18 protein-coding genes are annotated in these 14,241 nt (G+C 37.1%); 15 read left to right on the forward strand and 3 right to left on the reverse strand.

Annotation, left to right across the window (positions count from 1 at the left end; genetic code table 11):
- Positions 1 to 69 precede the first annotated feature (69 nt).
- The 7 genes from ablB (at position 70) to ACHUFV_RS00995 (ending at position 5,793) form a co-directional block, all read left to right on the forward strand.
- Positions 70 to 921: a putative beta-lysine N-acetyltransferase gene (gene ablB / locus ACHUFV_RS00965; RefSeq protein ID WP_394231589.1), complete on the forward strand. Its 852-nt coding sequence runs from the start codon at positions 70 to 72 to the stop codon at positions 919 to 921.
- 101 nt (positions 922 to 1,022) lie between these two features.
- Complete coding sequence (locus ACHUFV_RS00970) at positions 1,023 to 2,414, forward strand: sigma-54 interaction domain-containing protein (protein WP_394231591.1); 1,392 nt, start codon at positions 1,023 to 1,025, stop codon at positions 2,412 to 2,414.
- A 178-nt stretch (positions 2,415 to 2,592) separates the two neighbouring features.
- Complete coding sequence (gene kamA / locus ACHUFV_RS00975; protein ID WP_394231593.1) at positions 2,593 to 4,002, forward strand: lysine 2,3-aminomutase; 1,410 nt, start codon at positions 2,593 to 2,595, stop codon at positions 4,000 to 4,002.
- 1 nt (position 4,003) lies between these two features.
- Positions 4,004 to 4,279 carry a YokU family protein gene (locus ACHUFV_RS00980; RefSeq protein ID WP_394231595.1) on the forward strand — a complete coding sequence of 92 codons (276 nt, stop codon included), beginning with the start codon at positions 4,004 to 4,006 and terminating at the stop codon, positions 4,277 to 4,279.
- 156 nt (positions 4,280 to 4,435) lie between these two features.
- Positions 4,436 to 4,627 (forward strand): hypothetical protein, encoded by a 192-nt coding sequence (locus ACHUFV_RS00985; protein WP_394231597.1) that lies wholly within the window; start codon positions 4,436 to 4,438, stop codon positions 4,625 to 4,627.
- A gap of 142 nt (positions 4,628 to 4,769) precedes the next feature.
- Complete coding sequence (locus tag ACHUFV_RS00990; protein WP_394231599.1) at positions 4,770 to 4,991, forward strand: YozE family protein; 222 nt, start codon at positions 4,770 to 4,772, stop codon at positions 4,989 to 4,991.
- A gap of 118 nt (positions 4,992 to 5,109) precedes the next feature.
- Positions 5,110 to 5,793 (forward strand): hypothetical protein, encoded by a 684-nt coding sequence (locus tag ACHUFV_RS00995; protein ID WP_394231601.1) that lies wholly within the window; start codon positions 5,110 to 5,112, stop codon positions 5,791 to 5,793.
- A 12-nt stretch (positions 5,794 to 5,805) separates the two neighbouring features.
- Here ACHUFV_RS00995 and ACHUFV_RS01000 read toward each other — a convergent pair whose 3' ends face one another.
- Positions 5,806 to 5,973 (reverse strand): hypothetical protein, encoded by a 168-nt coding sequence (locus ACHUFV_RS01000; protein ID WP_394231603.1) that lies wholly within the window; start codon positions 5,971 to 5,973, stop codon positions 5,806 to 5,808.
- 148 nt (positions 5,974 to 6,121) lie between these two features.
- Here ACHUFV_RS01000 and ACHUFV_RS01005 point away from each other — a divergent pair, with 148 nt between their 5' ends.
- The 4 genes from ACHUFV_RS01005 to ACHUFV_RS01020 all read left to right on the forward strand — a co-directional run bounded on the left by ACHUFV_RS01005 (position 6,122) and on the right by ACHUFV_RS01020 (position 8,811).
- On the forward strand, positions 6,122 to 6,295 hold the full coding sequence (locus ACHUFV_RS01005) for a YozD family protein (protein ID WP_338447902.1): 174 nt from the start codon (positions 6,122 to 6,124) through the stop codon (positions 6,293 to 6,295).
- Positions 6,296 to 6,724: 429 nt separating this feature from the next.
- Positions 6,725 to 7,519 (forward strand): serine/threonine protein kinase, encoded by a 795-nt coding sequence (locus tag ACHUFV_RS01010; protein ID WP_394231605.1) that lies wholly within the window; start codon positions 6,725 to 6,727, stop codon positions 7,517 to 7,519.
- 41 nt (positions 7,520 to 7,560) lie between these two features.
- Positions 7,561 to 8,331, forward strand: coding sequence for a sporulation protein (locus ACHUFV_RS01015; RefSeq protein WP_394231607.1), 771 nt, complete (start codon positions 7,561 to 7,563; stop codon positions 8,329 to 8,331).
- 171 nt (positions 8,332 to 8,502) lie between these two features.
- On the forward strand, positions 8,503 to 8,811 hold the full coding sequence (locus ACHUFV_RS01020) for a YodL domain-containing protein (protein WP_394231609.1): 309 nt from the start codon (positions 8,503 to 8,505) through the stop codon (positions 8,809 to 8,811).
- Positions 8,812 to 8,844: 33 nt separating this feature from the next.
- Here the strand turns inward: ACHUFV_RS01020 and ACHUFV_RS01025 are convergent, their stop codons facing one another.
- Positions 8,845 to 8,979, reverse strand: a complete 135-nt coding sequence (locus tag ACHUFV_RS01025) for a hypothetical protein (protein ID WP_394231611.1) — start codon at positions 8,977 to 8,979, stop codon at positions 8,845 to 8,847.
- 275 nt (positions 8,980 to 9,254) lie between these two features.
- Here ACHUFV_RS01025 and ACHUFV_RS01030 point away from each other — a divergent pair, with 275 nt between their 5' ends.
- The 3 genes from ACHUFV_RS01030 (at position 9,255) to ACHUFV_RS01040 (ending at position 12,700) form a co-directional block, all read left to right on the forward strand.
- Positions 9,255 to 10,064 (forward strand): M15 family metallopeptidase, encoded by an 810-nt coding sequence (locus ACHUFV_RS01030; RefSeq protein WP_394231613.1) that lies wholly within the window; start codon positions 9,255 to 9,257, stop codon positions 10,062 to 10,064.
- Between the two features lie 186 nt (positions 10,065 to 10,250).
- Positions 10,251 to 11,717 carry a lmo1851 family serine protease gene (locus ACHUFV_RS01035; protein ID WP_463515149.1) on the forward strand — a complete coding sequence of 489 codons (1,467 nt, stop codon included), beginning with the start codon at positions 10,251 to 10,253 and terminating at the stop codon, positions 11,715 to 11,717.
- 74 nt (positions 11,718 to 11,791) lie between these two features.
- A complete protein-coding gene (locus ACHUFV_RS01040; protein ID WP_394231615.1) occupies positions 11,792 to 12,700 on the forward strand; it encodes a CobW family GTP-binding protein in 909 nt (302 codons plus the stop codon).
- A gap of 99 nt (positions 12,701 to 12,799) precedes the next feature.
- Here ACHUFV_RS01040 and ACHUFV_RS01045 read toward each other — a convergent pair whose 3' ends face one another.
- The gene (locus ACHUFV_RS01045) at positions 12,800 to 13,042 is read right to left on the reverse strand and encodes a DNA alkylation repair protein (protein WP_394231617.1); all 243 of its coding nucleotides are present in this window, start codon (positions 13,040 to 13,042) and stop codon (positions 12,800 to 12,802) included.
- 234 nt (positions 13,043 to 13,276) lie between these two features.
- Between ACHUFV_RS01045 and ACHUFV_RS01050 the strand changes: the two genes are divergently transcribed.
- Positions 13,277 to 14,239: a YncE family protein gene (locus ACHUFV_RS01050; protein ID WP_394231619.1), complete on the forward strand. Its 963-nt coding sequence runs from the start codon at positions 13,277 to 13,279 to the stop codon at positions 14,237 to 14,239.
- The last annotated feature ends 2 nt before the right edge of the window (positions 14,240 to 14,241 follow it).

Consider the following 14,241-nt stretch of genomic DNA (forward strand, 5'->3'; position numbering starts at 1 on the left):
GAATGGGAATACCACTGACTTCAGGTGTATAGAAGTCAGTTTTTTTAATCTTAGAAAGGAAGTAATATGATGGAAGAAGCATATATGCAGAAAATAACAAATGAGCATTACGATATGGATGTTTTCATTGATCCATATAATAAACGCCTGCGTATTGAAGATTATCGTGGAGACCTTCATAAAATAATCGATAAAGCGTTAGATATATCTACACATTACAACGCTGAAAAACTGATTTTTATATGCAGAAGAGAGCATTTTTCCATTTTGATTGAACGGGCATTTCAATGTGAGGCTATGATTGATTACTTTTATCGCGGTTCAGCGGCATACTATTTTACAAAATATTTTTCAATCGATCGTAAAAAAAGTGACGATTGGCTGGTGGAGGACGGGATTATTAACAATGTTAGTAAACTCGCGCGCAATAAGATGAAGCAGCCTATCCCATCAGGCTATGAACTTAGAAAAATAGTGGAGAATGATGCAGAGCAGCTTGCCAAGCTATATCAAGAAGTGTTCCGGGTTTATCCAACTCCGCTCCATGAACCAGAATATATCAAGAAATCAATCAAAAAAGGAACGATCTATTACGGTTTCTTTCGAGACGGATCCATCGTAAGCGCTGCATCTGCAGAAGTAAATACTCACTATAATAATGCGGAGCTTACTGATTGTGCAACAGTACCACATTACCGTAAATTTGGCTTTATGAAATTTTTATTAGAAAAGTTAGAAGAGGAATTAAGAAAGCAAGGTGTTTTCTGTACTTATTCAATTGCTCGGGCCCAATCATTCGGGATGAATGCAGCATTATATCAGCTAGGCTATTCCTATCGGGGAAGGTTACTGAATAACTGTTATATTTTTGAAAATCTTGAAAACATGAATATGTGGGTTAAAGATCTTTCTAAAGGTTAATCGTTTCGTTCTTATCAACTTGAAGATGCTTAATTTTCGGCATCCTTTTGGCAAATTTTCGGCATTAGCACATATGCTAGTAATGAGGGCGGTGAGATTATTTGATAAAGGAAAATACGATTTCAAAGGAAATACTAACAGCTATTTTACATGGAATTGATGAAGGAATCCATGCTGTTAATTTAGCAGGTGAAACGATTTTTTATAATAATATTGCAGCAGCACATGACGGATTAACAGTTGAGGAAGTCATTGGAAAATCGATTTTAGAGGTATTTCCGTCGCTGACAAGGCATTCAAGCACTCTCTTAAAGGTGATGTTTACGAAAATGCCCATCTATAATCAGCCGCAAAGCTATGTAAATCTTCATGGTAAAAAAATCGAAACCATTAATACGACACTGCCTATTTCAATCGGCGGGGAGCTTGTTGGTGCCGTTGAAATTGCAAAGGATTATTCCCGTTTGAAAATGATGTCTGAAATGCTTCTTGATTTACAGCATAAGATCCACTATAAAAAGGAAAACAAAACCATTTCAAAGGGGAAAGTATCCTATCGTTTTACGAGTTTGAAGAGCAGGAATCCCGAGTTTATTGGAATCATAAAGGAAGGTGAAAAGTTAGCGAAATCACATTCACCCATTCTAATTTATGGTGAAAGCGGGACTGGAAAGGAGCTTTTTGTACATGGAGTCCATCAAGCCTCGCTAAGATCGAGCGGTCCCTTTATTGTCCAAAATTGTGCTGCGATTCCGGAAGCGCTGCTAGAAAGTCTGTTGTTTGGAACCTCTAAAGGGAGCTATACAGGTGCCGTTGAAAGAGCAGGTTTATTTGAATTGGCTGACGGAGGTACCTTGTTTCTTGACGAAATTCATGCCATGCCGATAGAACTACAGGCAAAGCTGTTACGAGTTCTTGAAGATGGTATCATACGAAGGATTGGAAGTACAAAGGTTCATTATGTGGATGTCAGGGTTGTTGCGGCAATGAATATTCCGCCGCTTGAGGCGCTTGAAATGCAAAAACTGCGTCCGGACCTGTTTTATCGCTTGAATGTATTGATGTTCCGACTGCCTCCACTTCGAGAACGAAAAGAGGATATTCCCTATTTAACTAACCATTTCATATCTATTTATAATGATGATATGCAAAAAAACATTACTGAAGTTGACCGTTCAGTAAGTAGCTTATTTTTATCCTATCCATGGCCTGGAAATGTACGCGAGCTTAAACACGCTGTCGAGTATATGATGAATGTATGTGAAGGAAATGTTCTGACTGATAAAGAACTGCCGATTATGCTGAAACAGAAAAAGAAAGATGAGAGTGTGACAGAGATCGACCAGTTTTCACTAAGGGAAAATCTTGACCGTTTTGAAAAAAATCTGATTGCAAAGGCTATGTTGCGCTGTGAAGGGAACATTCAGCAAGCGGCAAAACTTCTTTGTATTCCACGTCAAACTCTACAGTATAAATTGAAAAAGAAGATGTAAGAGTCTAGAAATGATCCTTCCTTAAAAATGAACTGCCGAATAATTGGCATCTGATTGTAAAGAAAACCTCTAAACGTATGAATAACCGAATAGTCTCCTCATTTTAGCATTGGCATAAAACTTGCATATAAATAGTGTAAGACTGTTTTATGTGCAATAGTTATGAGGAGGAATTAACTTGAAACCGTTTTTATATAAACCGGACCGACACTGGAAGGATATTGAGCTATGGAAGGATGTCACAGAAGAGCAGTGGAATGACTGGATCTGGCAGTTAACAAACACCATCCGTACACTTGAAGACTTAAAAAAGGTCATTAATCTAACTCCAGATGAAGAAGAAGGAGTTCGAATCTCCACAAAAACCATACCATTAAATATTACCCCATACTATGCTTCACTTATGAATCCAGATGATCACAGATGTCCTATCCGCATGCAATCAGTACCCGTTTCGAAGGAAATTCATAAAACAAAATATGATTTAGAGGACCCGCTTTATGAAGATGAGGATTCTCCTGTCCCAGGCTTAACGCATCGATATCCTGACCGTGTATTGTTTTTAGTAACGAATCAATGCTCGATGTACTGCCGTTATTGTACGCGCCGCCGCTTTTCGGGGCAGATTGGTATGGGAGTTCCAAAAAAACAGCTGGATGCAGCAATTGAGTATATCCGTTCAACACCAGTAGTTCGTGATGTCCTTATTTCCGGTGGTGATGGACTTTTAATAAATGATCAAATTCTAGAGTATATTTTAAAAAATCTACGTGCGATTGATCATGTTGAAATCATCAGAATCGGTACAAGAGCACCAGTTGTATTTCCACAGAGAATTACAGAGAATTTATGTCAAATTTTAAAAAAATATCACCCGGTTTGGTTAAATACTCATTTTAATACCTCAATTGAAATTACAGAGGATTCAAAGCGGGCATGCGAAATGCTTGCGAATGCAGGTGTACCAGTTGGTAATCAGTCTGTTATCCTTGCTGGCATTAACGATAGCGTACCGATTATGAAAAAATTAATGCATGATCTCGTGAAAATACGAGTCAGACCATATTATATTTATCAATGTGATTTATCGGAAGGAATCAGCCACTTCCGTGCTCCTGTATCAAAAGGACTTGAAATTATTGAAGGTTTGAGGGGTCATACAAGCGGCTATGCCGTTCCGTCGTTTGTTGTCGATGCTCCTGGCGGGGGAGGGAAAATTACATTGCAGCCGAATTATTTGATATCCCAAAGCAGTGATAAAGTAGTTTTGCGAAACTACGAAGGAGTCATAACGACATATCCAGAACCGGAGAATTACATTCCGGGCCGGGCCGAGGATTATTTTAAAAAGATTTATCCAGATATGGAGGAGAAACGCTCAAGTACAGGAATTTCTTCCTTATTGAACGAACAGCAATTTAATCTGATCCCAGAGGGTCTTACACGTATAAATCGCCGAAAGGAGTATGCGCAGAATCCAAATCATCAAACATTGAAGGATAAACGAGAAAAACGGGATGAATTAAAAGAAAAGAAGTTTCAAGCCCAACAAAAGAAGAGTACACCGAAGGAAAAGGAGGATGAGTAGCATGGAAATCTGTCCATGGTGCGAGGTGGGAAAGCTTTCATCGGTAGCTGATACGGTGTATTGGGAATTACCTGATGGAACAAGGGCTGTTGAAATTAATGAAACACCATCCTTCTATTGTGATAATTGCCGGGCATTATTCCAAAGTGATGAGATTGTAAGAGATATTGAGGATCAGTTGTTTTTAATTGATACAAAGCAGTTAGGGAGGCATACTACATTTGATGAGCTAATGAAGATGAAAAGGTTATTGAAGCGGAATTATTTTGATTTTTGAACGAAAGAAGGACTGAACAAATTCAGTCCTTCTTTTCGTTCTAGCTCCAGCGCTTTTCTTGTGTTCACATATTTTTCATATTTATTTCACAAAGGCCATTCTTTCGGTCTTTATAATAAGAATGGGATTGTTTTTCGAATACTGGGAGGAATTAGAATGAAATTAGCTTTAATGATTTTACTTGCCTTAGCCATGTTTGTTTTATTTTTTTGCGGATATTTTGCAGGGGTGATTAAAGAAAAGTACGGCAAAAATTGGCTTCAAGCCGTACCAATTACGGTTGCCATCTTAATGTTTAATGTTATTTGGGCCTTAACTGAATTAGCTAAGACAGAACGGTGGCAATAAAAAAATAGTGAACAGGAAAGCCCGGAAACATCTCCGGGTTATTTTTTTCTACAAATAAATATTGCAAACTAGTGGACGGATTGATTCTTTTTCCTTTATAGTAGGAACAATTAATGATAATGGAAAGGAGTTTTTTTTATCTATGGCCAAGTCCTTTTATCATTTTTTGATGAGATACCGCCATCCTGAACCAAAAGATGAAATCAGTTTATTTGCTAACCATGCTTATCAAGATCATAGTTTTCCAAAGACTGATAAGAGCTACCATCAACTAAGCTCATATTTAGAATTAAATGGATCTTATTTATCAAGTATGAGGGTGTTTGATGATGCCTGGGAGTTATACAAAATTCATGAATCTTAGTTTAGGATAGTTGTTTGAATGAATGAAATTAAGTGATTATGATTATTTCCATATCGACTGCTCATGCATATACTATGTTAACTACCTTAAACGGCTTGACCATGAGGAGAGGGATGATATGGGAAGAAGAAGAAAATCAAAGTTCCAAATTGACGATACAGTCGTAATAACAATATATGGAACAGTGGGTAAAGTGACAAATGTCCTATGGCTTGATGGTACTTACGTATATGAGGTTAATAAAAGTGAGGAATTGTATAAAGAATCAAGCCTGCAATTATTATCAGAGTATGATGGTGAGATTTATGAGAAAGAACATATTGATATTGAATATAAATTTTTTATCGGTGATATTGTTCAAGTAAAAGGCCAAGGATATGATTTGTATAAAGTGGTTGGTTTCCGAACGGAAATTTGGCGTTACAAGGATAGCTCTTGGGAAGATATTATCTATGAATTAGCGCGTATAAGTGATGGTGAGTGGCTTGAAGCAGGCGAAGCTGACTTAACATTGCTGGCGGATGAAGAAAATGCCGAGGCGTTTCTTCAGAAGCTCGGACTCCTATATTTTATTAAAAATCAAAATGGCCAGCAGGTGAAAGAAGCATCGATCTTACTTGAAAATAAGGAACCAGCTTCTGATGAAGAGAAGCGGATGGAACAGATTAATCGCTTACTTGATATTTATAATGATTACCGTTTTTTATATGACTGGTTTAAGGATGAAGAGTATGTCCAAATTATGCGTGCAGCCATCTTGGAATTAAAAAAGTTAACGGTTGACGATAAAAAAACATCTTAATCCTATTTAGCGTTAAGGAAGCTTACCAAATGATGTCAGCACATAAATAAGAAATGGGATACCTAGCAGCATGGCCAGCTGAAAGCCTGTTTGAAGTACTCTGTTAAAAAATGTAAGCGTCATACTCTCTTCGTTATTCACATCTTCTTTTATGAACTCAATCATTTGGGCAATCTTCACCATAATTCCCCCTCAAAAATTGATTTTCCGTATTACAAATGTATGCTTGTCCTCATGAAAAATGACTGATCACTTTTCATGAAATATATCTCTTTTCGGTATAACCAGACTCATAGGTTCATATATTTTTTATAAAGGGGGCGACGCTGTGAAAGAAATTGAGGTCATAATAGATACGGATGAAATTGCTGAGTTTTTCTATCAAGAATTATTGAAAAGAGGCTATGTTCCTTCAGAAGAAGAATTAGATGACCTCGCGGACATCACTTTTGATTATCTGCTAGAAAAATGCATTATAGATGAAGAAATAAATGATGATTAAAAAATATGGAGAATGAACGAAACCAAAAAGATCCGATCCATCAGGTCAACGGGACTTTTATTAGGTTTTTTGAATAACATGAAAATAGATAAAGGACAAAAATGACGAGCAATTGTTTCGTCATTTTTGTTCTTTTTTCATGAATCGTTGAAACTTAATTTATGCTTGAATCGTATAGTAGACAGAAGATTTTTAAGGAGGAAACAACATGTTAAAAAAAATACTGAAATCGCTCTTGAATCAGTCATCGCACCGAAAGTACAGCAGTTCAAGTAATGCGTATAGACGCCATAGTCATCATCGCCACTCACATATGGGACATGGATATTATAAAAAAAGCCGTAAAAGCAGTTTTTTCTCGAGCAGGAGCAGTTTTTTTAGCAGTTAATAATAAATAAGCTACGGCACGAGATAAAGGAAGAGTCATTCATGTTTAAAGGTGCATTTTTATTCGCAGTAAATTTACTTGAAAAAAAAATAACAATTGGTTCGGTCATTACATCAAGGTATGAAATTGTCAAGTTTCTTGGCAGAGGAAGCTACGGAAGCAGCTATTTAGTCTATGATAAAAAGAAACAAAGTGAGGCTGTTTTAAAATTTTTACGTATGCACAGAAGGTTGAAGAAATCAGGAAGACTGGCCTTTGAACACGAGCAGCAGCTGCTTAAAGAAATCCAGCACCCATACTTTCCGCAATTTTTTGAAAAGGGAGAATATAACGGAAAACCTTTTTTTACGATGGAATATGTAAATGGCAAGACATTTGAGGAATTAATTTTTGAAGAAGGAAAGGCATACAGTGAAGCTGAATCATTTCAAATCGGCTATGAATTGCTGCAAATGATTGATTGGCTTCATTCGAATGGTATTATTCACCGTGACATCCGAATTCCAAATGTCATGCTTGATCAACAGCGTTTAAGATTAATTGATTTTGGACTTGCACGGAGATATGACACAAATAAGCTGCCTGCAGTGCCTCTCGATTACATCAAACGGGCTATTTCTCCGGTGAGTGATTTTTATGCTTTAGGTCATTTTCTATTATTTCTTTTATATTCAACCTATGATGTAAAGGGAAATGAACGTGAAAAAAGCTGGGAGGAGGAATTGAGTTTATCCTTTCAGGCAATAAAGGTGATTCGAAAATTATTAGCCATCGAGGATCCCTATCAATCCTGCAGTGAAATTGCACAGGATGTTTTACCTATTATTCATTCTTAGAAAAAAGTTTCAGAGGCCTTGATAAAGGGAGGAAAAAGAAAATGTCATTTTTTAATAAGGTGTTAGCAAGTGTTGGAATTGGTGCGGCAACCGTCGATACAAAGCTTGAGAGGGATCGAGTATTTCCTGGTGAAGAGATCAAAGGAGTTGTTGAGATTCGCGGTGGAAATGTTGAACAGCAAATTGATGATATTTATCTTTCTGTGAACACGCAATATAGTAAGGAATCAGATGATAAAAAATATTATGTAACCGCAGTAATTGAGCGTATACGCTTAGCATCTGGCTTTACTGTCGCAGCTAAGGAAACTCGTGAAATTCCATTCTCTTTTCGGTTGCCGTTAGAAACCCCCGTATCCATGGGCAAAGCGAAGGTATGGGTGGCAACTGGACTTGATATCAAAAATGCTGTTGATCCATCTGATAAGGATTACTTAAATGTTAAACCAAGTGCATTATTGGATGGTGTGTTAAATAGTATTACATCATTAGGTTTTCGCCTTCGTGAAGTAGAGTGTGAGCAAGCACCATATCATCTACGTGTTAAGTCTCCATTTGTACAGGAGTTTGAGTTTGTCCCAACCTCTGGTGCATTCCGTGGACTTCTGGATGAACTTGAACTGGTTTTTCTACCTACGTCAAATAATACAGCTGATTTGTATTTCCAGGTCGATCGGAAAGCACGTGGATTAGGTGGCTTTTTATCGGAAGCGCTTGAAATGGATGAAACAAATGTCCGCATGTCAGTTTCAACTGGCGATTTAGCAACATTACCGCAAAGTTTGCGATCTCTTTTACAAAAGTATTCGTAATTCGAGCAAAAGATGGTGCATGAAGCACCATCTTTTTTGCAAATTAGCCAAATTAGATAGGATTCGACAAAAATAGAAGAAATTCTTTAAAGGAATCGACACGTCTTTTCGCTAATACTTATAGTAAAAAATTATATGAGTATTTGGAAAAGTATGTGGGGGGAAATAAGAATGTTGCTGGAATTATTACGAACAAGAAAAAAAGAATACGATGTAACGATTTTTCAAACACCCATATTTAGACAGAAAAAGGGCTATCAGCAGGTATACAGACTCCAAATAGAAGGAATATCGCATAGTGATTGTTTGGATGAAGTGTTTTCTCGTTTTAATATAACCGATCGAATTCCAACCGATTTTGAAGGCCGTTTTGTTGGCACTGGAGACATTTGCTTTATTGATGAGGGCAGAAAAGGCCAATACTATTATCAATTAAAACCAGGAGGCTGGGTGGAAGTAAATCGGATTCATGTTTGTTAATGAAAGAGAGGGGGGTTCCCCCTCTTTTTTTCTTTATTGATTATTTTTTCTTCCGCCTGTTGCCCTATTTTCTTTACCATGTGCTTCCTGCTCGGCAATAATGGCCTCTGGTGGAATATGGTTATTTTTCTTTGGTGAATTAATGCGATTACGATGTTTTTTTCCCATAATATCCTCCTGAATAATGAAATTAACATATGGTTAGGAAGTTGCTACAAATAGTAGTATTAACTCTACAAGGTATCTTCATGCAGATGAAAGTGCTTGGTCAAATATGGCAGAAAATTCATTATTGGAAGCCCTATTGGAAGAGAGCCGTTCGGCTCTTTTTGTCTTCATAGGACTTCATCACTATTCTACTGCGTCCATGAATTAAGTCTCGTATTTAGTTGGAAAAATGATAGAATAAAGAATGAAGTTTTTAAAAAGATAAGGTGGTTAACATGAAGAAATTTGCAGTAACGATAGGCAGTCTTGTGCTTCTAACGGGATGTAATGGTATTCCATTTCTCGAACAGGAAACAGTTAAGCAGGAAGCGCAAGCACCTTCAGAAGAACATAAGGTAACTGAAAGTGCTAGTAATAGTGAACTGGACAATTCTGAAGGATTCGTTTTAGAGTCCGATTACTTTAATAATATTGCGGTCATAAACGGTAAAAATGTGATTCAAAATCCAACTAATATAATGGTTCTTGTTAATAAGGAATTTGCTCTGCCAGATGGTTATGCGCCAGATGATTTAGTGCGGCCAAACGTTGCCTTTTCATTTGGTGATCAAGATATTGAAAAAAGTTATTTACGTAAAGAGGCAGCAGATGCGCTAGAAAGGATGTTTGGAGATGCAGCAAACAATGGGATCCAACTTTTTGCTGTATCCGGATATCGCTCATTTGACAGACAACAGCAGGTATTTGATGCGGAGGTGAGTAGAGTGGGTGAGGAGCTTGCTGTCCAGGCAGTAGCGGTTCCAGGCTTTAGTGAACACCAGACAGGTCTTTCGATGGATATTTCCAGTGAAAGTGCCGGTTTCGCTCTGTCAGAGGAATTCGGTGAAACAGTAGAAGGTAAATGGCTGCATGAAAACGCACATCGTTTTGGATTCATTCTTCGCTATCCAAGTGGAAAAGAAGGGATTACAGAATATCAATATGAATCATGGCATTATCGTTATGTAGGAGTAAAAGCGGCTGCTGAAATATATGAGAACGACTTAACACTTGAAGAGTACTTTAATAAAGTGAAGAAAATATAACGATTGCTGTCATGTAATCGGGTGCTGTTGTATTCGGTGGGATACCGAATTACAAAAACATCGCTTTTTTGAAGATTGTTCATTTTTTTTGTTAAAATCATTATAAAAATGTTATTCTAAAAAGTAAGGAATGAATGAGCCTGTCTAACAGGTTGTTAGTTTGAATCATGAAAGTGGTGAACGTGGTTGGAAAATGAAAATGTAAACAAAGAAACTCAGGAACAAAAATCCGGGTTTATTCGCATGAAAAGATTTCATTTTATCATGCTGCTATTTTTTGTTGTCTTTCTCTCAGCTGGTATTACAACCGTTGCATTAGCTTTTGGAGATGAAAAGGCTGTAACGGTAGCTGCTAATCGAAGTGAATTTGACAAGTTGTATGCAGCATTTGATACGTTGAAAAATAATTATTATGAAAAAGTAGATCAAGAAAAAATGATTAACGGCGCAATCAATGGAATGGTAGAATCTCTTGATGATCCATATTCTGACTATATGGATTCAGAGGAAGCAAAAGGGTTTCATGAGAGTATTTCGTCATCATTTGAAGGAATTGGAGCGGAAATTCAGGAACAGGATGGTAATATTACAATCGTTTCCCCAATAAAGGACTCCCCTGCTGAAAAAGCAGGCCTAAAACCAAATGATAAAGTAATTAGCGTTGATGGAAAAAGCATTCAAGGAATGAGTGCTACAGAAGCCGTTCTATTAATTCGCGGTGAAAAGGGGACAACCGTTAAGTTATCCATACAACGTCCTGGTGTCGAAGACCTGATGGAAGTTCCAATTGTAAGAGATACAATTCCGATTGAAACAGTTTACGGAGAAATGCTAGAAGACGGAATTGCAAAAGTACAGATTACCTCCTTCTCTGAAAATACAGCAAAAGAACTTGTTAGTACCTTACAAACTATGAAGGATCAAGGGATGAAAGGTTTAATACTTGATTTAAGACAAAATCCGGGAGGCTTATTAGACCAAGCCATAGCGATTTCAAGTTTATTCCTTCCTGATAATGAGGTTGTTGTCCAAGTAGAGGATCGTGATGGGAATAAACAAGAAATGAAATCCTCGAAAACCAAAGAAAATCCAGGTGTTCCATTAGTAGTGGTGACTGATAAAGGTAGTGCAAGCGCATCGGAAATACTAGCTGCAGCGGTTAAAGAATCTGGCAACGCTACACTTGTCGGTGAAACAACGTTTGGGAAGGGTACCGTTCAAAAGGCGCAGGATTTCAGTGATGGCTCTAATTTGAAATTTACAACTGAAAAATGGTTAACGCCAAAGGGTAATTGGATTCATAAGAAAGGAATTAAACCAGATATTGAAGTAGCATTACCTGATTATGCATCCTTAACATTAATAAACCCAGAAACAGAACTTAAAATATCCTCTTCATCTTCTGAAGTAAAAACAGCTCAACAAATGCTAAAGGCTCTAGGCTATGAACCAGGCAGGGAAGATGGTTTCTTTGATGAAAAAACAGAAGAAGCAGTAAAAAACTTCCAAAATGCGAAAGGGATTGAAGCAACTGGTATTTTAACCGGAAGCTCAACGACTGCATTAATGGAGGGGCTGCGTGAACAAATTAAAGCAAATGATACACAGATAGTAAAAGCAGTTGAAGTATTAAAAGGAAAGATAGCACAATAACTAAAAAACTCTCCAATTGGAGAGTTTTTTGTGGGTCTAGGCAGTCATGGAGTTAGACAATTGGAGGTCCTAACATGAATAAAACAGAAATCTACTTATTATCTGGTTTTCTTGGTAGCGGGAAGACCACATTACTAAAAAATCTATTGCAGCAGGAAAAACAGGCTGGCCGAAAAGTAGCTGTATTAATGAATGAACTTGGCAGTGTTTCGATAGATTCTGATGCTGTTCAGGATGATGTCCCTTTAAAAGAATTATTAGACGGCTGTATTTGCTGTACCATTTCGGACAAGCTGGAGGCACAGCTGCAAGGGCTGCTAGTAGAGAGTAATCCGGAGGTTATTTATATTGAGGCGACAGGTGCTGCACATCCTGTTGAAGTGCTAGATGCGGTAGTATCACCGATATTCGCAGAAAAAATTGACTTTAAAGGGATTATTACAACGGTGGATAGTAAACGCTGGCTTGACCGAAAAAAGCTTAGTCCTCAAATTCAACAATTACTCACAGAGCAGGTCAAGCATGCTAATTTATTAGTAGTGAATAAAACAGATATGTTAAGTGAGGAAGAGCAAGCAAAAATTAGCATGGATATTTCAATGATCAATCATCATGCATTTACTATTTTAACGACCTATTCGAAGGTTCCCATTCAAGAAGTGAGGAAGATAGGCTTTTCAAATGAAAAGAAGAACCACGTTCATATCGATCTCCATTTGCGAACGTTTGTTTATCATTTTAAACGTCATATTATTCTGGATGACTTCGAAAATTTTCTTAAATCAATGCCGGATACAATCTATCGCATTAAAGGCTATGTGAAGTTTGCAGAAAACAGCTATCCGTATCTTTTTCAATATTCCTATGGTATGCCTCTTTATATGAAGGAATATATGAACATGCCGTTAAATCTCGTGTTTATCGGGGAGGAAATGGACTGGAACGTACTTGCAGCACAACTCACAGCGATGGAAGAAAAGTAAAGCAGCCTGATGATAGAAAAAGCGTTAAAGCCTAAACCATGTTTGATAAAAGCATTGTTTAGGCTTTTCGCTTTTTAAAACAAGAAGGGAATGAAATAGCTATTTCATTTCACCGAATTTAACAAAGGTCCTTTCATCCTCAATTAATCCACAGGCAGCACATTGTACTCTTAATTCTGGTCCCCGGTAGGGCATATGAAATGCACTTAAATTCTCATTTGAATATTCTTCAAGTATCCCGCCAGTGCTTGGGTCCATTTTCACGGATTGCGGTACTTGCCTAATCAAATTAAAACGGCTTTTATTTGTTTTGCAATTTGGACAGCGATATGGTGTTGTCATTAGAATCTCCCTTCCAAATATCATTAGATTTATTTTTTGCAAATAGTTTTTTATTTATGTAAAAATAGGAGTAGATAGTCATAATATGCGTTGAAATAATGATCAATTCATTCGTTTACATCTTGCATCAATTGATGATTTGAATAAATTGCTATAATTAATAAGAGAAATTTCACAGTTTTCTCACAAGTTATTTATATAATGCTAGGATAAAATAGAGTCAGGAGCTATAGCATGAAAAAAGTAATCAGCGTTTTCATCATCCTGTTATTCATTCTAGCAGCCTGTTCAAATAAAGAATATCAACCAATACCGAATGATAAGGATCTAATCATAAGTATTAATATTAAAGATTCAACCATTTCCTTTATTGATGCAGCTGGGAAAAAGAAATTACAGCAATGGGAAATGGAAAAACCCTATTCGGGCGGAATGCTATTCCCCGATGGAAATACCTTGCTGCTATATGGGAAACAGATCGATACGGTTGATCTATATTCTTTATCTACAGGTACACAACTGTCAAGCTGGCAGACAGGTAAAGGAATAGTAAATGCGTATGTCTTAAAAAATGAAAAGGAAATCGTATTTGCAGACCAAGAACGAAATCTAGCACGATTTTTTTCGTTAAAGGGGAAAGAGCTTTTCGCTATTTCGACGAACGCTAAGCCGTTTACCATTTTAGAAAGTCATAATAAGCTGTTCGTATTAAATATTAGCTCTGAAGTACTTACGGTTATTAATGTAAAGGAAAAAGCTAAACAGGATGATATTAGAATTCATCCGTATGCTGCTGGGGGCTTATTGTTAGAAGAAAGGAATGAGCTATGGATTGGTGGACATGGAGTAGGAACAGACATAGAATCGAATATCCATGTATATGATTTGACCTCCGGAAATCTAATCAATACCTATTATGCACCGATGATGCCGATAAACTTTGCGAAATGGAAAGAATATATTTTTGTTCTCAGTCATGGTTCAAATATGCTGTATAAATTAACAGAGACAGGCGAGCAGGTCATGTCAATTAAAATTGGCGCAAATCCATTTGAACTAGTTGTCTATCAAAATGATCTGATTGCTGCTGGCTATGACAGTGATGAAATCTACTTTATTAACCCTATAAATCTAAAAATAATACAAAAGGTAAATGTGGGAGAAGGCCCTTTTCAACTGATTGTAAGGGAGAGGTAACA

Source organism: Niallia oryzisoli, from assembly GCF_043641075.1.
Lineage (GTDB): Bacteria > Bacillota > Bacilli > Bacillales > Cytobacillaceae > Bacillus_BD > Bacillus_BD oryzisoli_A.

Excerpts from the sequence above, each read along its gene's own strand:
- ablB (WP_394231589.1), top strand. The coding sequence starts at position 70 with ATGGAAGAAGCATATATGCAGAAAATAACAAATGAGCATTACGATATG.
- ACHUFV_RS00980 (WP_394231595.1), top strand. The coding sequence starts at position 4,004 with ATGGAAATCTGTCCATGGTGCGAGGTGGGAAAGCTTTCATCGGTAGCT.
- ACHUFV_RS00985 (WP_394231597.1), top strand. The coding sequence starts at position 4,436 with ATGAAATTAGCTTTAATGATTTTACTTGCCTTAGCCATGTTTGTTTTA.
- ACHUFV_RS00990 (WP_394231599.1), top strand. The coding sequence starts at position 4,770 with ATGGCCAAGTCCTTTTATCATTTTTTGATGAGATACCGCCATCCTGAA.
- ACHUFV_RS00995 (WP_394231601.1), top strand. The coding sequence starts at position 5,110 with ATGGGAAGAAGAAGAAAATCAAAGTTCCAAATTGACGATACAGTCGTA.
- ACHUFV_RS01010 (WP_394231605.1), top strand. The coding sequence starts at position 6,725 with ATGTTTAAAGGTGCATTTTTATTCGCAGTAAATTTACTTGAAAAAAAA.
- ACHUFV_RS01015 (WP_394231607.1), top strand. The coding sequence starts at position 7,561 with ATGTCATTTTTTAATAAGGTGTTAGCAAGTGTTGGAATTGGTGCGGCA.
- ACHUFV_RS01020 (WP_394231609.1), top strand. The coding sequence starts at position 8,503 with ATGTTGCTGGAATTATTACGAACAAGAAAAAAAGAATACGATGTAACG.
- ACHUFV_RS01025 (WP_394231611.1), bottom strand. The coding sequence starts at position 8,979 with ATGGGAAAAAAACATCGTAATCGCATTAATTCACCAAAGAAAAATAAC.
- ACHUFV_RS01030 (WP_394231613.1), top strand. The coding sequence starts at position 9,255 with ATGAAGAAATTTGCAGTAACGATAGGCAGTCTTGTGCTTCTAACGGGA.
- ACHUFV_RS01040 (WP_394231615.1), top strand. The coding sequence starts at position 11,792 with ATGAATAAAACAGAAATCTACTTATTATCTGGTTTTCTTGGTAGCGGG.
- ACHUFV_RS01045 (WP_394231617.1), bottom strand. The coding sequence starts at position 13,042 with ATGACAACACCATATCGCTGTCCAAATTGCAAAACAAATAAAAGCCGT.
- ACHUFV_RS01050 (WP_394231619.1), top strand. The coding sequence starts at position 13,277 with ATGAAAAAAGTAATCAGCGTTTTCATCATCCTGTTATTCATTCTAGCA.